Raw genomic sequence first — 23,116 nt, 5'->3', positions numbered from 1 at the left:
TTTGGGATGGACACCCCCCAATAATTAAAGTTTCACTTTATCTATGTAGGAAATATTAATTCATTATTACATCATTAACGATGAATATTGTTATATTCAAAATCTATCATAATACTTATATCTCTCAGTATATCATTTTTTCTCTTATTAAAAATCAGGAATGACAAATTTAAAAAAACTGTCAAAAATATTGACGCTATACTTATTATATAATGTCTCAGATACATCACGCTAACATATTAGTTTAATCCGTATATACTAGAATAATGTATCTGATCTTTATAAATAGTTTATTCCGTATGCTCTGAGATTTCACTTAAAGCAAACCCTGCTTGATCATCTGCTGATTTTCTTATAGCTAAATCACCTAGTGCTAGCATCCCAACAAGTTGACCGCTCTCAACAACCGGTAACCGTCTAATTTGATATTGTGCCATTAATTCTGTAGCTTTTTCAATAGAATCATCTGGAGAAACTGAAACAATGTTTGTTGTCATTACATTTGTAATTTGATTAGATCCAGGATGTTTTTCAGCAATCCCACGAACAACTAAGTCTCGATCAGTAACAAGCCCAACAACTTGTTTATTTTCAATAACAGGAATCAATCCAACCGATTCTTCTTTCATTTTTACAGCTGCCTCATATACATTGTCTAATGGTGTACAATGTACGATATGAGTACTCATAAGTTCTCTAACTTGCGTCATTTTTCATCTCCTCCTTTTAATACATACCATAGCTTTTCCTAAATCCCTTTATTTATTTCAGAAAAATAAGGTGATAAAAAGAGGCTTATACATAATAAAAAAGAGTCAGCAATATGCTGACTCTTTTTTTATGACCCGTACGGGATTCGAACCCGTGTTACCGCCGTGAAAGGGCGGTGTCTTAACCACTTGACCAACGGGCCATGGCTCCGCAGGTAGGACTCGAACCTACGACCGATCGGTTAACAGCCGATAGCTCTACCACTGAGCTACTGCGGAATATATATGGTGGGCCTAAATGGACTCGAACCATCGACCTCACGCTTATCAGGCGTGCGCTCTAACCAGCTGAGCTATAGGCCCATACTTTACAGGGGCAGTAGGAATTGAACCCACACTGGAGGTTTTGGAGACCTCAGTTCTACCTTTAAACTATGCCCCTAAATGATGCCGGCTAGAGGACTTGAACCCCCAACCTACTGATTACAAGTCAGTTGCTCTACCAATTGAGCTAAGCCGGCATAAAAAAAAACAAAAAAATGGTGGCTCGGGACGGAATCGAACCGCCGACACGAGGATTTTCAGTCCTCTGCTCTACCGACTGAGCTACCGAGCCAACATAAAATGGCGGTCCCGACCGGGGTCGAACCGGCGATCTCCTGCGTGACAGGCAGGCATGTTAACCACTACACCACGGGACCATTGGTTGCGGGGACAGGATTTGAACCTGCGACCTTCGGATTATGAGCCCGACGAGCTACCGTACTGCTCCACCCCGCGACGATATTATGTTTTAAAAATAAATGGAGGAGGTAGAGGGATTCGAACCCCCGCGCGACTCTCGCCGCCTGTCGGTTTTCAAGACCGATCCCTTCAGCCGAACTTGGGTATACCTCCATGAAGGAAAAATTAATATCTTATTCATTTTTATATGTAACTAAACCACTTTTAAAAAAAATGGAGGAGGTAGAGGGATTCGAACCCCCGCGCGACTCTCGCCGCCTGTCGGTTTTCAAGACCGATCCCTTCAGCCGAACTTGGGTATACCTCCGACATATAAAAAATAAAGTGGAGCCTAGCGGGATCGAACCGCTGACCTCCTGCGTGCAAGGCAGGCGCTCTCCCAGCTGAGCTAAGGCCCCATGTTTTTGGGAAAATCGGGAAGACAGGATTTGAACCTGCGACCCCCTGGTCCCAAACCAGGTGCTCTACCAAGCTGAGCCACTTCCCGTTAATAAAAGCGCGCCCGAGAGGAGTCGAACCCCTAACCTCTTGATCCGTAGTCAAACGCTCTATCCAATTGAGCTACGGGCGCATATGGTGCCGAGGGCGGGGGTCGAACCCGCACGGTGGTCACCCACCGCAGGATTTTAAGTCCTGTGCGTCTGCCTGTTCCGCCACCCCGGCATGTCATACTGAAAATTGGAGCGGAAGACGGGATTCGAACCCGCGACCCCAACCTTGGCAAGGTTGTATTCTACCACTGAACTACTTCCGCAAGACATGTTTGAGTTATTTTATTAAAAGTGCGGGTGAAGGGAGTCGAACCCCCACGCCAAAGGCGCTAGATCCTAAGTCTAGTGCGTCTGCCAATTCCGCCACACCCGCATATTTTTTAAGAAAATGGTGAGCCATGAAGGATTCGAACCTTCGACCCTCTGATTAAAAGTCAGATGCTCTACCAACTGAGCTAATGGCTCTTAATGGCTGGGCTAGCTGGATTCGAACCAGCGCATGACGGAGTCAAAGTCCGTTGCCTTACCGCTTGGCTATAGCCCAATAATTAAGAAATGGTGGAGGGGGGCAGATTCGAACTGCCGAACCCGAAGGAGCGGATTTACAGTCCGCCGCGTTTAGCCACTTCGCTACCCCTCCGACATATATGGTGGAGGATGACGGGATCGAACCGCCGACCCCCTGCTTGTAAGGCAGGTGCTCTCCCAGCTGAGCTAATCCTCCATTTTGCCTGGCAACGTCCTACTCTCGCAGGGACAAGGTCCCAACTACCATTGGCGCTAGAGAGCTTAACTTCCGTGTTCGGTATGGGAACGGGTGTGACCTCTCTGCCATCATTACCAGACTATATTCGATTGAGACAAACATTATTATACTTGATTCACTTAGAAAGTCAATAAGTTTTTTATATTCTCTCAAAACTAGATAACGTTGCTTCATATTATATGGTTAAGTCCTCGATCTATTAGTATTCGTCAGCTCCACATGTCACCATGCTTCCACCTCGAACCTATCAACCTGATCATCTTTCAGGGATCTTACTAGCTTACGCTATGGGAAATCTCATCTTGAGGGGGGCTTCATGCTTAGATGCTTTCAGCACTTATCCCTTCCGCACATAGCTACCCAGCTATGCCCTTGGCAGAACAACTGGTACACCAGCGGTGCGTCCATCCCGGTCCTCTCGTACTAAGGACAGCTCCTCTCAAATTTCCTGCGCCCACGACGGATAGGGACCGAACTGTCTCACGACGTTCTGAACCCAGCTCGCGTACCGCTTTAATGGGCGAACAGCCCAACCCTTGGGACCGACTACAGCCCCAGGATGCGATGAGCCGACATCGAGGTGCCAAACCTCCCCGTCGATGTGGACTCTTGGGGGAGATAAGCCTGTTATCCCCGGGGTAGCTTTTATCCGTTGAGCGATGGCCCTTCCATGCGGAACCACCGGATCACTAAGCCCGACTTTCGTCCCTGCTCGACTTGTAGGTCTCGCAGTCAAGCTCCCTTATGCCTTTGCACTCTACGAATGATTTCCAACCATTCTGAGGGAACCTTTGGGCGCCTCCGTTACACTTTAGGAGGCGACCGCCCCAGTCAAACTGCCCACCTGACACTGTCTCCCGGGTCGATAAGACCCGTAGGTTAGAATTTCAATACAGTCAGGGCGGTATCCCACCAGCGCCTCCACCGAAGCTAGCGCTCCGGTTTCAATGGCTCCCGCCTATCCTGTACAAACTGTACCAAAATTCAATATCAGGCTACAGTAAAGCTCCACGGGGTCTTTCCGTCCTGTCGCGGGTAACCTGCATCTTCACAGGTACTATAATTTCACCGAGTCTCTGGTTGAGACAGTGCCCAAATCGTTACACCTTTCGTGCGGGTCGGAACTTACCCGACAAGGAATTTCGCTACCTTAGGACCGTTATAGTTACGGCCGCCGTTTACTGGGGCTTCAGTTCAGAGCTTCGCTTACGCTAACCCCTCTCCTTAACCTTCCAGCACCGGGCAGGTGTCAGCCCCTATACTTCGCCTTACGGCTTCGCAGAGACCTGTGTTTTTGCTAAACAGTCGCTTGGGCCTATTCACTGCGGCTTTCCGTTAAGAAAGCACCCCTTCTCCCGAAGTTACGGGGTCATTTTGCCGAGTTCCTTAACCAGAGTTCTCTCGCACACCTTAGGATTCTCTCCTCGCCTACCTGTGTCGGTTTGCGGTACAGGCACCTTTTATCTCGCTAGAAGCTTTTCTTGGCAGCGGGGAATCAAAGACTTCGCTCCATAAGGAGCTTCCCCATCACAGCTCAGCCTTCACGATAAGCGGATTTGCCTACTTATCAGCCTAACTGCTTGGACGTGCACAACCAATCGCACGCTTCTTCTATCCTTCTGCGTCCCTCCATTGCTCAAACGATAAAGAGGTGGTACAGGAATATCAACCTGTTGTCCATCGCCTACGCCTGTCGGCCTCGGCTTAGGTCCTGACTAACCCTGAGCGGACGAGCCTTCCTCAGGAAACCTTAGGCATTCGGTGGACGGGATTCTCACCCGTCTTTCGCTACTCATACCGGCATTCTCACTTCTAAGCGCTCCACCAGTCCTTCCGGTCTGACTTCACTGCACTTAGAACGCTCCCCTACCACTGATACCATTGGTATCAATTCGCAGCTTCGGTGGTGTATTTAGCCCCGGTACATTTTCGGCGCAGAGTCACTCGACTAGTGAGCTATTACGCACTCTTTAAATGGTGGCTGCTTCTGAGCCAACATCCTAGTTGTCTAAGCAACTCCACATCCTTTTCCACTTAATACACACTTTGGGACCTTAGCTGGCGATCTGGGCTGTTTCCCTCTTGACTACGGATCTTATCACTCGCAGTCTGACTCCTAAGGATAAGTCATTGGCATTCGGAGTTTGACTGAATTCGGTAATCCGATGAGGACCCCTAGTTCAATCAGTGCTCTACCTCCAAGACTCTTACACTTAAGGCTAGCCCTAAAGCTATTTCGGGGAGAACCAGCTATCTCCAGGTTCGATTGGAATTTCTCCGCTACCCACACCTCATCCCCGCACTTTTCAACGTGCGTGGGTTCGGGCCTCCATTCAGTGTTACCTGAACTTCACCCTGGACATGGGTAGATCACCTGGTTTCGGGTCTACGACCACGTACTAAACGCCCTATTCAGACTCGCTTTCGCTGCGGCTCCGCCTCTTCAGCTTAACCTCGCACGGGATCGTAACTCGCCGGTTCATTCTACAAAAGGCACGCCATCACCCATTAACGGGCTCTGACTATTTGTAGGCACACGGTTTCAGGATCTCTTTCACTCCCCTTCCGGGGTGCTTTTCACCTTTCCCTCACGGTACTGGTTCACTATCGATCACTAGGGAGTATTTAGCCTTGGGAGATGGTCCTCCCAGATTCCGACGGAATTTCACGTGTTCCGCCGTACTCAGGATACATTCAAGAGAGAACGAAGTTTCGACTACGGGGTTATTACCCTCTGTGACGGACCTTTCCAGGTCGCTTCGTCTACCTCGTTCCTTTGTAACTCCGTATAGAATGTCCTACAACCCCAAGAGGCAAGCCTCTTGGTTTGGGCTAGATTCCGTTTCGCTCGCCGCTACTCAGGAAATCGCATTTGCTTTCTCTTCCTCCAGGTACTTAGATGTTTCAGTTCCCTGGGTCTGTCTTCCATACCCTATGTATTCAGGTAAGGATACCATACCATTACGTATAGTGGGTTTCCCCATTCGGAAATCTTCGGATCAAAGCTTACTTACAGCTCCCCGAAGCATATCGGCGTTAGTCCCGTCCTTCATCGACTCCTAGTGTCAAGGCATCCACCGTGCGCCCTTTCTAACTTAACCAAACTAAAATTAAAAAAATATGAGCTACACTGTTATCTAGTTTTCAAAGAACATACATTTAAACTTGAGAGATAGTTCTCTCAAAACTGAACGAAACAAAACAAGTCAACGTTTATTGATGAACTGCGTTCATCAATTCTCCATAGAAAGGAGGTGATCCAGCCGCACCTTCCGATACGGCTACCTTGTTACGACTTCACCCCAATCATCTGTCCCACCTTAGGCGGCTGGCTCCATAAAGGTTACCCCACCGACTTCGGGTGTTACAAACTCTCGTGGTGTGACGGGCGGTGTGTACAAGGCCCGGGAACGTATTCACCGCGGCATGCTGATCCGCGATTACTAGCGATTCCAGCTTCATGTAGGCGAGTTGCAGCCTACAATCCGAACTGAGAACGGTTTTATGAGATTAGCTCCACCTCGCGGTCTTGCAGCTCTTTGTACCGTCCATTGTAGCACGTGTGTAGCCCAGGTCATAAGGGGCATGATGATTTGACGTCATCCCCACCTTCCTCCGGTTTGTCACCGGCAGTCACCTTAGAGTGCCCAACTTAATGATGGCAACTAAGATCAAGGGTTGCGCTCGTTGCGGGACTTAACCCAACATCTCACGACACGAGCTGACGACAACCATGCACCACCTGTCACTCTGCTCCCGAAGGAGAAGCTCTATCTCTAGAGTTTTCAGAGGATGTCAAGACCTGGTAAGGTTCTTCGCGTTGCTTCGAATTAAACCACATGCTCCACCGCTTGTGCGGGCCCCCGTCAATTCCTTTGAGTTTCAGCCTTGCGGCCGTACTCCCCAGGCGGAGTGCTTAATGCGTTAACTTCAGCACTAAAGGGCGGAAACCCTCTAACACTTAGCACTCATCGTTTACGGCGTGGACTACCAGGGTATCTAATCCTGTTTGCTCCCCACGCTTTCGCGCCTCAGTGTCAGTTACAGACCAGAAAGTCGCCTTCGCCACTGGTGTTCCTCCATATCTCTACGCATTTCACCGCTACACATGGAATTCCACTTTCCTCTTCTGCACTCAAGTCTCCCAGTTTCCAATGACCCTCCACGGTTGAGCCGTGGGCTTTCACATCAGACTTAAGAAACCACCTGCGCGCGCTTTACGCCCAATAATTCCGGATAACGCTTGCCACCTACGTATTACCGCGGCTGCTGGCACGTAGTTAGCCGTGGCTTTCTGGTTAGGTACCGTCAAGGTGCCAGCTTATTCAACTAGCACTTGTTCTTCCCTAACAACAGAGTTTTACGACCCGAAAGCCTTCATCACTCACGCGGCGTTGCTCCGTCAGACTTTCGTCCATTGCGGAAGATTCCCTACTGCTGCCTCCCGTAGGAGTCTGGGCCGTGTCTCAGTCCCAGTGTGGCCGATCACCCTCTCAGGTCGGCTACGCATCGTCGCCTTGGTGAGCCGTTACCTCACCAACTAGCTAATGCGACGCGGGTCCATCCATAAGTGACAGCCGAAGCCGCCTTTCAATTTCGAACTATGCAGTTCAAAATATTATCCGGTATTAGCCCCGGTTTCCCGGAGTTATCCCAGTCTTATGGGTAGGTTACCCACGTGTTACTCACCCGTCCGCCGCTAACTTCATAAGAGCAAGCTCTTAATCCATTCGCTCGACTTGCATGTATTAGGCACGCCGCCAGCGTTCATCCTGAGCCAGGATCAAACTCTCCAATAAAGTTAGTTTGTCTAGCATCTAAAAATAAAAATTGACGTTCACGTTGTTTGTTTCGTTCAGTTTTCAAAGAACTTGTCTGCCGCTTCAAAAGCGACTTCATCATATTAACATCTTCATTTTCCGATGTCAACTATGTTTTGAATTTCTTTTTTGTCGTTTTCTGCGTTTCCGCATCAGCGACGTTTATTAATATACCATCATGGTTTTTAAATAACAAGTATTTTTTATAAAAAAATACAAAAAGTTATCTATCCTACTTTCTTCTATAGAAAGAACCCTTATCCTTTCTACTAAAAACATTCATTTTGATTGTATACAAGTTACTATACACTATCATCAACCAGGCAGTATTTCACAATAACTTCCTAACCTTTAGTCTTCTTCTTTTTTAATTTTATAATTACCATAGTTCTGCTTAAGAAGGACAAATAATCATTTAAATGTAGAGTAACAAAAAACGTGGCCACTATACTAGAGCAAAACTTTAATTCCTGATTTTTCTCTCCAATCAGGAATTTTGCTTCCACAAATAACAAACTTCCCCTCGAAATATTAAATTAAGATTATTGTTAGAATTTTTTTACATTTAATTAATGAAAGATATCCAATTTTTGTTATATAGTAAGAAAGTGCCCACAAAACTATAAATAAACTAATGGAGGAATTATTTTATGGATAGGTTAACAAAATTTTCATTAAAAAACCGAGCCGCTATTATTATCATGGTTTTTCTCATTTCCATACTCGGTGTTTATTCCGGCTCTAAATTACCTATGGAATTTTTACCAAGCATCGATAACCCTGCAATAACTGTTACGACATTATCTCAAGGGCTCGATGCTGAAACGATGACCAAGGACGTAACTGATCCCCTTGAAAAACAATTTCGTAATTTAGAACATATCGATGGCATCACTTCTTCCACACATGAGGGATTATCACGCATCGACATTGCATATACATCCAAGGCAAATATGAAAGACGCGGCACGCGAAGTCGAAAAAACAATTAATACGATTAAATTACCTAAAGATGTAACTAAACCTGTTGTTAGTCAATTAAACACTTCTATGATTCCACTCGCTCAAATTACCATCCAGAAGCAAAACGCATTTTCAAAAGCTGACGAAAAACAAATTGAGAAAGAAATCGTACCACAACTCGAAAGCATTGATGGTGTTGCCAATGTTATGTTTTTCGGAAAATCAACTTCCGAATTATCCATCGTACTTGATCCTAACCAACTAAAAGATAAAAACGTAACATCACAGCAAGTATTAACAGTTTTACAAGGAAAAGAAACGTCCACCCCAGCCGGAGCAATTACCGTTAATAAGGAAGAATACAATCTTCGTGTCATCGGAGATATAAAAAATGTAAATGACATTAAAAATATTACCGTTACACCTCAAGTAAAGTTACAAGATGTCGCTCAAATTGAATTAAAACAACATTACGATACAATCTCGCACATAAACGGGGAAGAAGGAACAGGATTAATCATCATGAAAGAGCCGAGTAAAAATGCGGTTGCAATCGGAAAAGAGATTGATAAAAAGATTAAAGATATAAGCAAGCAATATAAAGATCAATTCTCTATTAAACTTTTAGCTTCAACTCATGAGCAAGTTGAAAATGCTGTTACTAGTATGGGAAAAGAAGTAATCCTTGGGGCAATTGCTGCAACTCTCATTATCTTAATCTTTTTACGCAGCTTTCGAACAACGCTCATCGCTGTCGTTAGTATTCCATTATCTATTTTATTAACACTATTTTTACTCCACCAATCTAACATCACACTTAACATTTTAACTCTAGGTGGCTTAGCCGTTGCAGTTGGACGTCTCGTCGATGATAGTATCGTTGTCATCGAGAATATTTTCCGTCGTTTACAAAAAGAATCTTTCTCTAAAGATATTATTCTCGATGCAACAAAAGAGGTCGCCGTCGCAATTACCTCTTCTACTTTAACAACAGTCGCCGTTTTTTTACCTATCGGTCTCGTATCGGGAGTAATCGGAAAACTAATGTTACCTATGGTGTTAGCAGTTGTATATTCTATACTTTCTTCCTTAATTGTGGCATTAACAGTCGTTCCACTTATGGCTTTTTTACTGCTCAAAAAAACAAAACGTCGCAATTCACATTCTTCACCGCGATATGTCGCTACATTAAAGTGGGCTCTTTCTCATAAGTTTATCATTCTACTCACTTCTTTTTTATTATTTGCAGGATCAATCGCAGCCTACATACTACTTCCGAAAGCGAACATAAAGTCTGAGGATGATACAATGCTTTCCATTAACATGACATTTCCAGCTGGTTATGATTCTGAAGCTAAAAAACAAAAAGCCTTTGATTTCGAAAAGAAACTACTCTCTAATTCTGATGTAACAGATGTTATTTTGCGAATGGGATCTAGCGCAGAGGATGCACAATGGGGACAGACAACTCAAAACAACCTTGCAACTATATTTGTAGTCTTTAAAAAAGGTTCTGACATCGACCAATATATTAAAGAATTAAAAAAGGATCATACAGCTTTCGAACCAGCTGAACTTGATTATATAAAAACGAGTTACTCTGAATCCGGAGGCGGAAACAACTTACAATTTAATGTAACAGCTACTAACGAAACAAATTTACAAAAGGCCGCTAACATCGTCGAAACAAAACTAAAAAGCATGGATTCTCTTTCCAAAGTAAAAACAAATATAGAAGAATCTAAAAAAGAATGGCAAATTCATATCGATCAAACAAAGGCTGAGCAACTAGGTTTAACACCAGAAGTAGCAGCACAACAAGTATCATTCCTTATGAAGAAATCTCCTATTGGGGAAATCTCAATCAATAATGAAAAAACAACTATTATGATAGAACATAAAAAGGCATCCATTAACAAACAAGAAGATATTTTAAACACAAACATACTATCACCTATTAACGGACCAATTCCTTTAAAAGACATTGCAACTATTTCAGAAAAACAACTTCAAACGGAAATCTTCCATAAAGATGGGAAAGAAACGATTCAAATTACTGCAGAAGCTTCAAGTGAAGATTTAAGTAAAGTAAGCGCTGAAGTAAACAAAGCGATAGCTGACTTAGATTTACCTAACGGGGCAAAAGTAAATATCGCAGGTGCTACTGAATCTATGCAAGAGAACTTCACTGATTTATTTAAAATTATGGGGATTGCAATCGGGATTGTATATTTAATTATGGTTATCACATTCGGGCAAGCACGTGCTCCTTTCGCGATTTTATTCTCTTTACCATTAGCTGCTGTCGGCGGTATTTTAGGATTAATCATTTCAAGAACACCTGTTGACGTAAATTCATTAATCGGCGCATTAATGTTAATCGGGATTGTCGTTACAAATGCTATTGTATTAATAGAAAGAGTGCAACAAAATCGGGAAAACGGTATGGAAACAAGAGAAGCCTTACTAGAAGCAGGATCTACTAGATTACGCCCAATTATTATGACAGCTATAACAACAATCGTCGCTATGCTACCGCTCCTATTCGGTCAATCTCAAGCAGGAAGTATGGTATCCAAAAGTCTGGCCGTCGTTGTAATCGGTGGTTTGGCAGTCTCAACCGTTCTTACATTAGTAGTCGTTCCCGTTATGTATGAACTATTAGATAAAATCGGGAGAAAAAGACGCTCTCGCAGAAAAATAAGCACTTCTACAGAAACACCTGATATTTAAACCAAAAGGCGTTATCTTCAATTATGAAGATAACGCCTTTTTTATCCCTCTATCTATCCATAATATAATCCATCACTTTTTTACCATACTTCTCTAGCGGCTCTCCAGAATCCACAATAAGATATTCACCATGTAAAGGCCTTTTACTGCCAGCCAGACATTTTTTAAATGCTACCTCTGATTCTACTTTTGTAATTTGACTTATCTTACGTTCACGCGTTTGTAACCTACGATTAATTTCTTCTATATTATTAAGATAACATTCAATATATTTATATGTAGCACCATGTTTCTGACATAAATCTATTCCTTTTTTAACCATCCCTTCATAGAGACATGGACTATCTAATATCACACTGTGCTCTTGTTCCAACAAAAAACCTATCAGTTTCCACTCAATATCATAGGAAACTTCCCCAACAACTGTCGATTCACTCCCTCTTACCGTTAATGATTTTAATAAATGTCCGTAAAAAAACTCCCTGTTTATAAACAGAGAGTTCTTTTACGGACATTCATGCCGCTTTTACCTTCTTCGTCGTTTTACGACTTTTTTTCGCTCCTGTAAAACGCTTGTGTAATACAGATGCTACGAAACGAGAAATGATATTAAAGAGTAATACCATAATAATTAATACCGCTGCAGATTTTGTTGCAATTAACTTCGCATCCGGGATAATCCCTTCAGAGTTTAATTTCCAAATGTGAACAGCTAACGTTTCAGCTGGTCTAAATGGATTTAAAGGATGCGAGGGGCTCGAGAAGTCCGCTGCTGAATTTAAAATAGGTGATGTTAAACCCGCTGTATAAATTAACGCCGCAGCTTCACCAAATATACGGCCTGCCGCTAAAATAATACCTGTAATGATTTGTGGTAACGAAGACGGGATAATGATGCGGGCAATTGTTTGCCATTTCGTTGCACCCAGTCCAAGACTCGCCTCTTTTACATTATGAGGAACTTCAGAAATCGCATTTTCACAAACACGTGTTAAACCAGGCAAATTCAAAATAGTTAAAGCAAGAGCTCCACCCATTACTGTATATCCCCAGCCCGTCATGGTAACAAATACCAATAAGCCAAATAGTCCAACAACAATAGAAGGTAAAGACGCCATTGTTTCAATACATAAACGAACAAAACTTAAAAAACGACCTTGTTTTGCATACTCCGCTAAATATATTCCAGCCCCTAGTCCAAGAGGAATAGATATAATAAGTGTTATAACAAGCATGTAGAAAGAATTGAATAACTGTGGACCAATTCCCCCACCAGCTCTTGTATTGCTTGGTTCTCCGAATAAGAAACTAGGATCCCAAAATCCCCATCCCTTTTGCAGAATTTCGTACATTAAAAAAGCCAGCAAAGCTACAACTAAAGCTGCAACCCCATAAAAGATACCTGTCCAAACTTTATTTACCGTTCTTGCATTCATTATTATCGCTCACCTCTTTGACCAATCGCTCGAATTACTAAAATAAACAGGAATGAAATAACAAGTAAAATCATCGCTAACGTCCATAGCGCGTTGTTCCAAGCTGTTCCGTTCAATGTATTCGTCATATCCATTGTCAGAATACCTGTTAACGTTGCTGTTGGACTATATATTCCTTCCGGTAATTTAATCGTGTTCCCGATTACCATTTGAACCGCTAACGCTTCACCAAAAGCACGCGCTAACCCTAAAACTATACCTGTTAAAATTCCTTGTTTTGCAGCAGGAACAATAACTCGGCTAATCGCTTGCCATTTCGTCGATCCTAGACCGTAAGAAGCTTCCAAGTAATCAAACGGAACAGAGCGTATTGCATCAGAGGCAATACTAGCAATAGTAGGTAAAATCATAATACTCAGGACAATAATACCCGCAATTAAACTAAATCCCACTCCACCGAACGAATCCCGTAATAGAGGAACCAAGATCGTAACCCCTAATAATCCGTATACAACTGATGGAATACCAACTAATAATTCTAAAACAGGCTTTAATACTTTATTCCCAAACTTCGGCGAAATTAAATTCATGAATATAGCAAGAGCTATAGCAATTGGTGCACTAATGACAACAGCACCTAACGACACAAGCGTCGAACCGACAATAAAGATGACAGCACCATACGTACCTTGATCAGCATTTGGATTCCATTTTGTCGAAGTTAACACCTCAGAAAACGAGATACCACTTTGCGTGAAAGATTGAATTCCTTTGCCGCAAATAAACGCAATAATAGCTAATGTAATAAAAACAATAAAGATACCGCAAAACGTAACAAGTGATCTACCTATATATTCACTCTTTACGTAATTAATTTGTTTTTTCCCCTTCATCACAGGACAGACCCCACTTCATAGATTGCATTGAACAGGACTGGCCTTGCAGCCAGCCCCATAAAATTTTATTACTTATTTAATTTAGACATTGGGATGTAACCCATATCTTCTACTTGTTTTTCGAAATCTTTACCTTTTACATAGTCAATGTAAGCTTTTGTCGCTTCTTTCGCCTCACCTTTAGTTACCATGTACTCATAAGACCAGAATGGATATTTACCAGCAGAGATGTTTTCAACTTTCGGTTCAGCACCATCAATTTTCACAGTTTGCAATGCACCTTTTTTATCGCCAACCATGTAAGACATTGCTAAATAGCTGATTGAACCTGGAGTAGAGTTAATCGCTTGCTCTACTGCACCGTTAGAATCTTGTGTTGTACCAGTTCCATCATTAATTTTAGCTTCTTTCATAACTGTTTTTTCAAATGTAGCACGTGTACCAGATGAAGCTGGACGATTAATTACATTGATTTTTTCATCTTTTCCGCCTAACTCTTTCCAGTTTGTCACTTTTCCAGTGAAGATATCTTGTACTTGTTTTGCTGTTAAGTTATCAACTTTTACATCTTTATTTACGACAAGTGCGAATGCGATACCCGCTACCTTGTTATCTACTAATTCTTTCGCTTTTTCAGCATCTTTTATTTTATCTGAAGCCGGAACATCCGAATTACCAATTTGTACTGCACCAGATGCTACTTGGTTAATCCCAGTTCCACTACCGCCACCTTGAACTTGAATAGAAACTTTTGAATTTTCCTCCATGAATTTCTTTCCAGCTTCCTCCGCAAGAGGTTGAAGAGCTGTAGAGCCAGCCGCTGCAATCGTACCTGATAATTCTTGTTTTGCATCGCTACCTTTAGCAGCTTCCTTATTATCCGTACTTTCTGTTTTTCCACATCCAACTAATGCACCTGCAACAACTAAAGCCGCTAAAGAAAATTTAATACCCTTTTTCATAATCATGTCTTGTACCCCCATTTGGATTATCACTTTTCGAATTCATCTTCTTTCGAACACAAATTCATTGTAGGACAACAATATTATGTGAGTGTTAAGCAATTTTTAAGTTTAAGTAAATGGAGGTAACATCCCATAAAAGCTAGACATTCCAACATTTACAGTTAAAAAAGCCAACAAAACCCACACTAAACACGCAGTATTGTAAATTTAATCTTAACAATGTAAATTCAATGTAAATATTTTTCTTTATTTTGCCCTTTAGATTAAAACTATATTTACAATTCCTTTATATTTTTTAACTTTCACACTCTTACTTCATTTACATTAAGAAGAATTCCAGTAATATTTTTCGGTACAACTAAATAAATTGGAACAATTCTAAAAATATTTGAATATTTTTAAAGTACTAATTGACAGCATCATTAAATGTAGTCTACTATATTAGTATCAAAAAGTTTACCTAAGGAAACTTTTTAAACTAAAACTAAAAATATAGAGATGAGGTAACTTTTATGGTATCGGCTAATACTAAACCCCTTTCCGAATTCAGAACAGGGGAATTTGTACAAATTGAGAAGATACAATTAGAAGGAACTATGAAACGACGTTTATTAGATTTAGGCTTTTTTCCTGGAGCGACAATTAAAGTATTACAACGCAGCCCACTTGGAGACCCAGTCGCTTATCAAGTAAGCAACACAACTATTGCACTGCGTAGTGAAGAAAGCTCCCTTATTTTCGGGGTATTAATAGGAGATGATTTCAGATGAGTAACCATCGCATTGCGTTAGCTGGTAACCCGAATACCGGGAAAAGTACATTATTTAATACTTTAACAGGCTTAAAACAACATACTGGAAACTGGACGGGGAAAACTGTTTTAAAGGCTGAAGGGGAATATAAGCATGGCGGAAATATATATACAATAATAGATTTACCTGGAACTTACTCACTGTATTCAAATTCGGCAGATGAAGAAGTAGCACGAGATTATATTATATTTGAAAAACCAGAAGTAACTGTAGTTGTTATAGATGCAACTGCAATGGAGAGAAATTTAAATTTAGCACTCCAAGTGATGGAAATGACAAACGATGTGGTCATTTGTATTAACTTAATTGATGAAGCGGAGAAAAAAGGAATCATTATTGACGAAAAGAAATTAGCAAAATCACTCGGTGTACCTGTAGTGAAGATTTCTGCTCGCAACCGAGTAGGCATTGGTCATTTGCTAAATGTCATCGCTAAAGTAGCAAATAAAAAACTAATTCCAACACCAATTAAAATTACTTATAACGATAAAATCGAAAATATGATTCAGGAATTAGAACCACAAATTTATAAAGTATTCGGTGATACGTATCCAGCACGTTGGATTGCATTACGTATATTAGATGGAGATAAGAATTTCTTAACTACACTTCAAAAACACCATAACGAACCACTTGTAAGGGAGGTTATAATCAATGGAATCTCACTCAGCCAGTAAAGCTCTTCCACTGGACTATATTGTTCAACATGCACAAACACTTTCAAAAGAAGATATACGAGATGATATTGTCGGAGATATTTATCGAACCTCCGCAAGTATATGTAAAGAAGCTGTTCAATATACAAATACCGATAAATTGTATCGTTCTGAAAAACTAGATAAAATTTTCACATCTCCAATCTGGGGATTCCCAATTATGCTCGGTATTTTATCTATTATTTTTTATCTTACAATTGCAGGCGCTAACGTACCTTCTGATATGATCGCTAAGTTCTTTGGCTGGGTAGAAGGATATTTAACATCTTGGTTCCAAGCAATGCATGCACCAGAATGGCTACATGGCATTTTAATACTTGGTTTATTCCGCGGTATCGGTGCTGTTATTAGCGTTATGTTACCACCTATGGCAATCTTTTTCCCTATGTTCGCGCTATTAGAAAACTACGGATATTTACCACGTGTCGCATTTAACATGGACCGCTTATTCAAACGATCTGGTGCACATGGCAAGCAATCTTTAACAATGGCAATGGGATTCGGTTGTAATGCAGCTGCCATCATGTCAACACGTATTATTGAATCACCACGTGAACGTATGCTTGCAATCTTAACAAACAACTTCGTTCCTTGTAACGGTCGCTGGCCTATGTTAATTTTAATGGCTTCATTATTTATGGCTGCTGGTTATACAGGTAGTATGCAAACACTTGTTACTGCTGGCGTTGTAGTTGGAATGGTTGTAATTGGTGTCATTATGACATTAACCGTTTCTTGGGTACTATCAAAAACAGCTTTAAAAGGTGTTCCGACTCACTACACACTTGAGTTACCACCGTACCGTAAGCCAAAAGTTTGGAATACAATTGTACGCGCAACACTCGATAAATCAATATATGTTTTAAAACGAGCTGTAGTTGTAGCTGCCCCTGCAGCTGCATTAACTTGGTTACTTGCTAATATTTTCATCGGTGACACAAGCTTACTTATGTATTTTGTAAACTTCCTAGATCCATTTGCTAAAATGTTAGGACTTGACGGATTTATTCTAGCAGCGTTTATTCTTGGACTACCAGCTAATGAAATTGTTATTCCGATTTTATTAATGTCTTACTTATCAACTGGTGCTTTAACTGAAATAGATGATTTTAATCAAATTAAAAATCTATTCTTAGAACACGGTTGGACTTGGTTAACCGCGTTAAACACAATGTTGTTCTCTCTTCTTCATTTCCCATGTGGAACAACACTAGTTAACATATATAAAGAAACAAAAAGTGCAAAATGGACATTCTTATCGTTCGCAATCCCTACTGTTATTGCCATTGTTGTTACATTCCTCTCTACACAATTGGTACATTGGTTAGGACTTGTATAAAAAACAAAGCATACATAGAAGGTATCCCCCTTCACATATGCTTTGCGCAAAAGAAACCTGAAATTATTCAGGTTTCTTTTTTTCTTTCCACGGCTGCGCTCCATACGTTGTAATTTTTTTATGAATGAAGTATATGGCTCCCGGAAGAACCGCCATTAATATCGTGCAACTAATTCCCAATCCAGTAAACAACTTACATCACCTTATTTCACTCTCTTCGGTAAAGCTGAACCTGAATGTGCAATCGTTGGATGAACATGAACAGTAATTTCAGCATTACTAAAGTATTTTTCACCTTGATCCCAATTCTTATCTATCTTCTTCCACTCTTTATAATTATGTCGCTTATATACTTCCCCTAATGCTAATACATCTACCTTATATTTTTTTTGAACAAGCTTAATCGATTTTTGGATGCGTTTCTCCATTTCCTCCGAAATATCCTTCTCTAAACGCTTTTCATTCAAAACCTTTTTATGATCACTAAAGTGCAACTCGGCCAATGTACCTTCCAGAGATAAGTGAATATTAAACTTTGGTTTTGTAGCATCCGTTGTAGATACTTTAATTTTTCGATGCAGCTTATGAATTTCATATGTAATAAGTTGATTCTTTTTACGGATAGTAAAAAAACCTCCAATTTTTTTACCTATTATATAATTCATTCCTAACGTTTCTTCCCCATTCAAAATGCCTACACACTTATTATCCTTCCCGCGAAACAACGCCGCTCCGTTCATTTGTACCCCTTGTTTTGTTAGTTCGAGAATAGGTAATACGAAACTCTGGTTAGAAATCATCTTTTCCTGTACTTCACCAATTCTTGCAGCCTCAATCATTTGGGCATTTTTCGGAGGATGTTCAGCTAACATATCGATATACTGCGCTGGCAAATTTTCAGGCTTGGCACTCTGCTTTAAAATAGCTTCTGCATTTTTCTTAGAAACGAACAAACGAATATTTCTTCTCATTTCATGATCGCGAATATATACATCTAACGTATTTTGTAAAACATATGGATTCGCTAGTAAATCTTTAGAAAAAATTATCACTTGTATATGCGGAAAGAATAATGAGCGACTAATTTTTTTAGCGATAATTCGTATTTGCTCAAAGACACTATCTGCTTTCGCACTAACATTAATATAATTTTCGCTATCTCCAGCCCCTTGTCCACCTTGTTGCGACAATTTACTTGGGAGCACCATCTGATACGTCCCTTTCATAATTGGATTCGATTGTTTTTCCTTCACGATATCGTAAGCCGCCCCTACTACAAATCCCCTTTCTTCTATCTCCTCCAGCTCAGAGCACCCACTAATAGATCCAGCTAAAAACATAATTATTATAATTTTAAGAAGGTGTTTCATTTCCACCATTCCTTCTTTTTATTTTATATACAATAAAAACTAGCAAAGGTGCTGACACAACAAACCCCATATCTATCCAAGCTAAATAAGTCCCATAACTTGATAAATCATTCGAATTGCCAGGTATCATATTCACCATAAAAATAATAGGAGCACTCACAAAAATAAATACGTGTTTCTTCACTTTTGGAAACATAGCACAAAACAATAAAGATGCGACGTCATAATACATTGCTGTAGTGTTATAAATAGTAATAATCCAAGTGGTAAAAAAAATCGCATCAAATCTCTCTAAAAATCCTCCACCAATTTCAATTTCTTTCCCTAGTTCAATTGTTGGAAATGTCAATCCACGTGTTGTCATATACGAAAAAACACTAATACAAGTTACATAAATTAAAATGTATGACAAAACGTTTACTATCACCGCTTTTGCAACTGCCATTGGCGCTTTTTTCGCTGTCTTATCGTTCAACATCACGGCATAAAACAGAGCTACCTCAAATCCGATAAATGTGAAAATAGAATTTTTAACTCCTACAGCATATTGACTGACGTCCGTTTGAAAAGCCGGTAGTAAATTATCTATTTCCATTAAGTTCACATTCAATAAAGAAAGCAGTACGATTGCAATTAAAACGATAGGTAAGAATAAAACGTTTAACCTTAATAGAGCCGCTCTCGACCCCGCTATTCCATAAATAACAACTAATAGGAAAAAGAACGACAATAGTTGTACTGGTGTATCACTAAACAAATACGTTTGTGAAATAATTGCAATCATTCGCGATTCATATGCTGTCAAAGCAGCAAACGTTAATACTAAAATGCTACTAATTGTGTATGCAACAGGCTTCGTCAAATGTGCACTCGTATATTGAACAAAGTTTTGTTTTGGGAATAAAATAGCTACCCTCGTTACAAACCAACCTAAAATTGCACATATCAATCCACCCAAAAGCAAAATAATCCAACCGTCCGAAAATAAAGTTTGCGTAGCAATATCTCGCGGCATAGATAATGCACCTATACCGATAATTGTTGACGATACCGCAAAACCAAGTTCCCGAGATCCAATTTCTTCATCCCCATATTCAAATGGCTTCAATTACTCTCGCTCCTTTGGACGTATTGTAGAATCTTTCGTTTGTAAGTACTCTGGTCTTTCTTTCAACATTGATTTTGGCAAGCGGATCATTTCTTCTTCCCAATCTTTATAAAATGCAGGAGCAATAGGCGTTGTATATGGCACCCCAACACTCTTTAAATTCGTAATATGAATCGCAAGTGCAATAAGAGCTAAAATGATTCCGTACAATCCAAAAGCAGTCGCCGCTAACACAAAGACAAAAAGTAAAATCCGGAACGTAATTGTAATGCTATATACAGGCAGTGAAAATGTAGCAATTGCGGTAACCGCAATAATAATTACTAAAAACGGATTTACAATCCCCGCATTTACTGCCGCTTCTCCAATTACAAGACCGCCTACGATGCCAATTGTTTGTCCCATCGGTTTCGGAAGCCTAATCCCGGCTTCTCGTATTAATTCCATCGTTAATGCCATCATTAACGTTTCTATATAAGCAGGAAACGGTACTCCTTCTCTCGCTCCCGCAATGGAATAAGCTAGTTTAGATGGAATAAGCCCTTGATGATACGATACAAGCGCTACGTACATGGCAGGTAATAAAACAGCAGCGATACCTGATCCCATACGTAACATTCTTAATAACGTTCCAATTATCCAACGCTCATAATGATCTTCTACAGATTGAAAAATATCAACAAACACTAGTGGAGCTATAAGAGCAAATGGTGACCCATCTACTAAAATGGCCGCTTTCCCTTTCGCCAATGCAGCCACTATATTATCTGGTCTTTCTGTATTTAAAAACTGCGGAAACGGCGATAAATTATTATCTTGAATTAATTGCTCAATCGTTCCTGTCTCAAAAATGACATCTGTCACTATTGATTGAAGACGCCGATCTAGCTCGTTTACGATGTAAGGGTTAATAATATCCTCTATATATACTAGGGTTACTTCTTTCTGCGATCGTTTCCCCATAATATAAGATTGAAACCGTAACTTCGGATCACGTAAACCACGGCGAATTAGCATTTTGTTCACATTAATATCTTCATTTAATCCAACTCTCGGTCCACGTATTAAATCTTCTGTCACTGGAGGCTCTAGACTTCTTTTCTCCCAAGCTCTACTATTAACAACAATAGCCGTTTGAATATTATCAATTAATATGACTGTATCTCCTGCTAAAACCGCATTTATAATATCTGGAAAAGTCGTCTTCATACCGACTTCTGCAATAGAAATAAAACGATCCAATAATGTCTGAACCACAGCTGCTTCATTTGGTATTTCTTCATATTGAAGTGTACGAACTACATATTTATAAACATTATCCTTATCTGTTAACCCACATAAAAAAATAACAGCACAGCGGGTTAAACTACCAGCAAGAGCAACTTCTCTAATTGTTAAATCATTAGGTGAACCTAACTCATCTCTAATTTCCTTCATAACTTCAAACAAGTTACCTTTTAGCTCTAACAATTTCCCCACCTAACTTCCTTTTCAACAAGTTTTTAGTTAGATTCCGCTAATAGAAGAAAATATATACAAAAAAGAGCTATCTCTTTTCGAAGATAGCTCTAACATACGAATTACTTTTCTACTATTATATTGTCGGTCTTTACAGATACATTTCTTGTGAATCCACTAACGATAAACATCACAATCATATTCATTAACAATGCGACTATACCTACATTTAAATCTTTTATATATTGCGGAAAACTCGGAAACATCGTAGCTATAGTTGAACCAGATAAGGTAATATATGCGACAATTAACAACCCAATCCCCATTCCTGCAATCGCTCCTTGCTTCGTAATAATTTGACGTGGAAACAAACTACATACAAGTGCAGGAAAAAGTTGCGTAACTATACTGTACCCCATTAAAAGAAGAGCCCCTATCGTTTCTCCCCCTTTAAATGTAAACAATACTGCAACAAGCGTTACAACAGGTACAAATAACTTAGCTACTTTTGCAACTTGTCTATCTGAAGCAGATGGCACCATTGTTCGGTAAATATTTTTTGCTAACAACGTAGATGCCGCCATAACAAGCATGGAACCTGGAACTAATGCCGTTAACACTCCTGCACTACCAATAATACCAATAAACCATGGATCAAACGTTTGAAGAGCCAGACGGAATAATGAAAGATCTACATCCGCTCCCTTTAACCCTGGAACTTGCAAGATAGCAGCAAAACCTGCAAAGAACACAAAAAGCAAAACTAAAGAATAGAGAGGCATAATTGCTGCATTTTTCCTAAATACTTTTTCACTTTTCGCTGAGAAAGCTGAGGCAAATGTATGAGGCCACATATAAAAACCGAGAGCCGTTAATATAATAGTAGAAACAAACCAAGAAATACTCATTCCCTTTTCAGGTAAAGATAAAAAACCTGGTTTTGCAGCTTCTACAGCTTCAAACATCGGTTGAAATCCTCCGTAATAGTGATACGGTAAATATATACCTAAAAACATAACGATAAATAGTATCATAATGTCCTTCAAAGCAGCTGTCCAAGCCGATCCATGTATACCTGAAACCATTACATAAATAGTTATAACAATAGCACCAATCCATACCGCAATAACAGGTGTCACTCTTCCATAGGAAGCTTCCGAAACGATAATTCCTAATCCCTTTAATTGCAAAACAAGATACGGGATAATCGAAATAACACCAATAATTGAAACAATTACCCCAAGCGTCTTACTCCTGTATTTCTTCGCAAAGAAATCTGATTGTGAAATGAGGTTATGTTCTTTTGCATACTTCCAAATTGGAGGCAATAAGAAATACGATAAAATATAAGCTAATGCACCATACCCTAAAATATAAAATGTAGGAGCTCCTTTACTATAAGCCCAGCCACTTCCTCCTAAAAATGTGAACGTCGTATAAATTTCCCCTGCCATAAGGAGAAAAACGAAAATAGTTCCAAATCCTCTTCCTCCAACTGACCATTGTTCTAAATTCATATCTTTTCCATGTTGTGCCCGAATTCCTAAAAATAGTGCGAGAAACAAAAATATAATAATGATAAATAATGCAGTCATTTTACGTCCCCCTTATTAGCAGGATCGAATACGTACACAAGACCCATACAAAGAGACGTAATGAGCACTGATAATAGTACCCAAAATAATAAAAATGGCATCCCCCATACGTAAGGAGTGACCGAATTTGCAAATACTGGTCCAACTACTAAACAAAGAACTGGAATAAGTGCTAGCACGTGTATTTTTTTCATC

Annotated in this window: 14 protein-coding genes, 20 tRNA genes, 3 rRNA genes and 1 pseudogene; 4 read left to right on the top strand and 34 right to left on the bottom strand. The window is 40.2% G+C overall.

Annotation, left to right across the window (positions count from 1 at the left end; genetic code table 11):
• Positions 1 to 290: 290 nt before the first annotated feature.
• The 24 genes from MHH59_RS03730 to MHH59_RS03615 all read right to left on the bottom strand — a co-directional run bounded on the left by MHH59_RS03730 (position 291) and on the right by MHH59_RS03615 (position 7,510).
• Positions 291 to 710, bottom strand: a complete 420-nt coding sequence (locus MHH59_RS03730; protein WP_002125317.1) for a CBS domain-containing protein — start codon at positions 708 to 710, stop codon at positions 291 to 293.
• A gap of 131 nt (positions 711 to 841) precedes the next feature.
• Positions 842 to 913: transfer RNA gene (locus MHH59_RS03725), tRNA-Glu, on the bottom strand.
• Position 914: 1 nt separating this feature from the next.
• Positions 915 to 989, bottom strand: a tRNA-Asn gene (locus tag MHH59_RS03720).
• 7 nt (positions 990 to 996) lie between these two features.
• Positions 997 to 1,073: transfer RNA gene (locus tag MHH59_RS03715), tRNA-Ile, on the bottom strand.
• A gap of 8 nt (positions 1,074 to 1,081) precedes the next feature.
• Positions 1,082 to 1,152, bottom strand: a tRNA-Trp gene (locus MHH59_RS03710).
• Between the two features lie 6 nt (positions 1,153 to 1,158).
• Positions 1,159 to 1,231: transfer RNA gene (locus MHH59_RS03705), tRNA-Thr, on the bottom strand.
• 19 nt (positions 1,232 to 1,250) lie between these two features.
• Positions 1,251 to 1,326, bottom strand: a tRNA-Phe gene (locus MHH59_RS03700).
• A gap of 9 nt (positions 1,327 to 1,335) precedes the next feature.
• A tRNA-Asp gene (locus tag MHH59_RS03695) sits at positions 1,336 to 1,411 on the bottom strand.
• Positions 1,412 to 1,413: 2 nt separating this feature from the next.
• Positions 1,414 to 1,490: transfer RNA gene (locus MHH59_RS03690), tRNA-Met, on the bottom strand.
• Positions 1,491 to 1,514: 24 nt separating this feature from the next.
• Positions 1,515 to 1,607, bottom strand: a tRNA-Ser gene (locus MHH59_RS03685).
• Positions 1,608 to 1,668: 61 nt separating this feature from the next.
• A tRNA-Ser gene (locus MHH59_RS03680) sits at positions 1,669 to 1,761 on the bottom strand.
• An 18-nt stretch (positions 1,762 to 1,779) separates the two neighbouring features.
• Positions 1,780 to 1,852 (bottom strand) — tRNA-Ala (locus MHH59_RS03675).
• A 15-nt stretch (positions 1,853 to 1,867) separates the two neighbouring features.
• A tRNA-Pro gene (locus MHH59_RS03670) sits at positions 1,868 to 1,941 on the bottom strand.
• 10 nt (positions 1,942 to 1,951) lie between these two features.
• Positions 1,952 to 2,025: transfer RNA gene (locus MHH59_RS03665), tRNA-Arg, on the bottom strand.
• A 3-nt stretch (positions 2,026 to 2,028) separates the two neighbouring features.
• Positions 2,029 to 2,117: transfer RNA gene (locus MHH59_RS03660), tRNA-Leu, on the bottom strand.
• A 16-nt stretch (positions 2,118 to 2,133) separates the two neighbouring features.
• Positions 2,134 to 2,208 (bottom strand) — tRNA-Gly (locus tag MHH59_RS03655).
• 29 nt (positions 2,209 to 2,237) lie between these two features.
• Positions 2,238 to 2,318, bottom strand: a tRNA-Leu gene (locus tag MHH59_RS03650).
• A gap of 16 nt (positions 2,319 to 2,334) precedes the next feature.
• Positions 2,335 to 2,410 (bottom strand) — tRNA-Lys (locus tag MHH59_RS03645).
• A 4-nt stretch (positions 2,411 to 2,414) separates the two neighbouring features.
• Positions 2,415 to 2,489 (bottom strand) — tRNA-Gln (locus MHH59_RS03640).
• A gap of 12 nt (positions 2,490 to 2,501) precedes the next feature.
• Positions 2,502 to 2,585, bottom strand: a tRNA-Tyr gene (locus MHH59_RS03635).
• Positions 2,586 to 2,593: 8 nt separating this feature from the next.
• Positions 2,594 to 2,669 (bottom strand) — tRNA-Val (locus tag MHH59_RS03630).
• A 5-nt stretch (positions 2,670 to 2,674) separates the two neighbouring features.
• Positions 2,675 to 2,790: ribosomal RNA gene (gene rrf, locus MHH59_RS03625) — 5S ribosomal RNA — on the bottom strand.
• Positions 2,791 to 2,890: 100 nt separating this feature from the next.
• Positions 2,891 to 5,812: ribosomal RNA gene (locus MHH59_RS03620) — 23S ribosomal RNA — on the bottom strand.
• Between the two features lie 146 nt (positions 5,813 to 5,958).
• A 16S ribosomal RNA gene (locus MHH59_RS03615) occupies positions 5,959 to 7,510 on the bottom strand.
• Together the 16S, 23S and 5S rRNA genes with 20 tRNA genes alongside form the textbook arrangement of a ribosomal RNA operon.
• Before the next feature lie 671 nt (positions 7,511 to 8,181).
• Between MHH59_RS03615 and MHH59_RS03610 the strand changes: the two genes are divergently transcribed.
• On the top strand, positions 8,182 to 11,226 hold the full coding sequence (locus tag MHH59_RS03610) for an efflux RND transporter permease subunit (protein ID WP_340850836.1): 3,045 nt from the start codon (positions 8,182 to 8,184) through the stop codon (positions 11,224 to 11,226).
• A gap of 49 nt (positions 11,227 to 11,275) precedes the next feature.
• On the opposite strand, the pseudogene MHH59_RS03605 reads toward MHH59_RS03610, so the two are convergent.
• From MHH59_RS03605 to MHH59_RS03590, 4 genes and pseudogenes are all read right to left on the bottom strand, one after another.
• Positions 11,276 to 11,692 (bottom strand): annotated as a pseudogene (locus MHH59_RS03605) (AAA family ATPase); the annotation flags it as partial.
• Positions 11,693 to 11,741: 49 nt separating this feature from the next.
• Positions 11,742 to 12,662: a phosphate ABC transporter permease PstA gene (gene pstA / locus MHH59_RS03600; protein ID WP_002010630.1), complete on the bottom strand. Its 921-nt coding sequence runs from the start codon at positions 12,660 to 12,662 to the stop codon at positions 11,742 to 11,744.
• 2 nt (positions 12,663 to 12,664) lie between these two features.
• Positions 12,665 to 13,555 carry a phosphate ABC transporter permease subunit PstC gene (pstC, locus tag MHH59_RS03595; RefSeq protein WP_002090872.1) on the bottom strand — a complete coding sequence of 297 codons (891 nt, stop codon included), beginning with the start codon at positions 13,553 to 13,555 and terminating at the stop codon, positions 12,665 to 12,667.
• 71 nt (positions 13,556 to 13,626) lie between these two features.
• Positions 13,627 to 14,526 carry a phosphate ABC transporter substrate-binding protein PstS family protein gene (locus MHH59_RS03590; protein WP_003187410.1) on the bottom strand — a complete coding sequence of 300 codons (900 nt, stop codon included), beginning with the start codon at positions 14,524 to 14,526 and terminating at the stop codon, positions 13,627 to 13,629.
• A 509-nt stretch (positions 14,527 to 15,035) separates the two neighbouring features.
• Here MHH59_RS03590 and MHH59_RS03585 point away from each other — a divergent pair.
• The 3 genes from MHH59_RS03585 to MHH59_RS03575 are packed head-to-tail and all read left to right on the top strand — an operon-like array spanning position 15,036 to position 17,390.
• Complete coding sequence (locus MHH59_RS03585) at positions 15,036 to 15,293, top strand: FeoA family protein (protein WP_002090873.1); 258 nt, start codon at positions 15,036 to 15,038, stop codon at positions 15,291 to 15,293.
• Positions 15,290 to 16,012, top strand: coding sequence for a FeoB small GTPase domain-containing protein (locus MHH59_RS03580; protein WP_002010621.1), 723 nt, complete (start codon positions 15,290 to 15,292; stop codon positions 16,010 to 16,012). The genes MHH59_RS03585 and MHH59_RS03580 overlap by 4 nt, the downstream gene beginning before the upstream one ends.
• Complete coding sequence (locus MHH59_RS03575) at positions 15,990 to 17,390, top strand: nucleoside recognition domain-containing protein (RefSeq protein ID WP_002125307.1); 1,401 nt, start codon at positions 15,990 to 15,992, stop codon at positions 17,388 to 17,390. Before MHH59_RS03580 ends, MHH59_RS03575 begins: the two co-directional genes overlap by 23 nt.
• A 63-nt stretch (positions 17,391 to 17,453) precedes the next feature.
• On the opposite strand, the gene MHH59_RS03570 is transcribed toward MHH59_RS03575, so the two are convergent.
• From MHH59_RS03570 to MHH59_RS03545, 6 genes are all read right to left on the bottom strand, one after another.
• Positions 17,454 to 17,582, bottom strand: a complete 129-nt coding sequence (locus MHH59_RS03570) for a hypothetical protein (RefSeq protein ID WP_002029830.1) — start codon at positions 17,580 to 17,582, stop codon at positions 17,454 to 17,456.
• A gap of 11 nt (positions 17,583 to 17,593) precedes the next feature.
• A complete protein-coding gene (locus tag MHH59_RS03565; protein ID WP_340850835.1) occupies positions 17,594 to 18,760 on the bottom strand; it encodes a Ger(x)C family spore germination protein in 1,167 nt (388 codons plus the stop codon).
• Positions 18,744 to 19,868 (bottom strand): endospore germination permease, encoded by a 1,125-nt coding sequence (locus MHH59_RS03560; protein ID WP_002169135.1) that lies wholly within the window; start codon positions 19,866 to 19,868, stop codon positions 18,744 to 18,746. Before MHH59_RS03560 ends, MHH59_RS03565 begins: the two co-directional genes overlap by 17 nt.
• Positions 19,869 to 21,347: a spore germination protein GerLA gene (gene gerLA, locus MHH59_RS03555; protein WP_147740384.1), complete on the bottom strand. Its 1,479-nt coding sequence runs from the start codon at positions 21,345 to 21,347 to the stop codon at positions 19,869 to 19,871.
• A gap of 101 nt (positions 21,348 to 21,448) precedes the next feature.
• Positions 21,449 to 22,921, bottom strand: a complete 1,473-nt coding sequence (locus MHH59_RS03550) for a sodium:solute symporter family protein (RefSeq protein ID WP_002125303.1) — start codon at positions 22,919 to 22,921, stop codon at positions 21,449 to 21,451.
• Positions 22,918 to 23,115 carry a DUF3311 domain-containing protein gene (locus MHH59_RS03545; protein ID WP_002029838.1) on the bottom strand — a complete coding sequence of 66 codons (198 nt, stop codon included), beginning with the start codon at positions 23,113 to 23,115 and terminating at the stop codon, positions 22,918 to 22,920. The genes MHH59_RS03550 and MHH59_RS03545 overlap by 4 nt, the downstream gene beginning before the upstream one ends.
• Between the last annotated feature and the right edge of the window lies 1 nt (position 23,116).

Origin of the sequence: Bacillus sp. FSL E2-0195, from assembly GCF_038003645.1 — a bacterium.
Taxonomy (GTDB): Bacteria; Bacillota; Bacilli; order Bacillales; family Bacillaceae_G; genus Bacillus_A; species Bacillus_A mycoides.
This window is presented reverse-complemented; position numbering and strand designations above follow the sequence as displayed.

Bases quoted from the DNA above. Each gene is read 5' to 3' on its own strand.
- MHH59_RS03730 (WP_002125317.1), bottom strand. From the start codon at position 710: ATGACGCAAGTTAGAGAACTTATGAGTACTCATATCGTACATTGTACA.
- MHH59_RS03610 (WP_340850836.1), top strand. From the start codon at position 8,182: ATGGATAGGTTAACAAAATTTTCATTAAAAAACCGAGCCGCTATTATT.
- pstA (WP_002010630.1), bottom strand. From the start codon at position 12,662: ATGAATGCAAGAACGGTAAATAAAGTTTGGACAGGTATCTTTTATGGG.
- pstC (WP_002090872.1), bottom strand. From the start codon at position 13,555: ATGAAGGGGAAAAAACAAATTAATTACGTAAAGAGTGAATATATAGGT.
- MHH59_RS03590 (WP_003187410.1), bottom strand. From the start codon at position 14,526: ATGATTATGAAAAAGGGTATTAAATTTTCTTTAGCGGCTTTAGTTGTT.
- MHH59_RS03585 (WP_002090873.1), top strand. From the start codon at position 15,036: ATGGTATCGGCTAATACTAAACCCCTTTCCGAATTCAGAACAGGGGAA.
- MHH59_RS03580 (WP_002010621.1), top strand. From the start codon at position 15,290: ATGAGTAACCATCGCATTGCGTTAGCTGGTAACCCGAATACCGGGAAA.
- MHH59_RS03575 (WP_002125307.1), top strand. From the start codon at position 15,990: ATGGAATCTCACTCAGCCAGTAAAGCTCTTCCACTGGACTATATTGTT.
- MHH59_RS03565 (WP_340850835.1), bottom strand. From the start codon at position 18,760: ATGAAACACCTTCTTAAAATTATAATAATTATGTTTTTAGCTGGATCT.
- MHH59_RS03550 (WP_002125303.1), bottom strand. From the start codon at position 22,921: ATGACTGCATTATTTATCATTATTATATTTTTGTTTCTCGCACTATTT.
- MHH59_RS03545 (WP_002029838.1), bottom strand. From the start codon at position 23,115: ATGAAAAAAATACACGTGCTAGCACTTATTCCAGTTCTTTGTTTAGTA.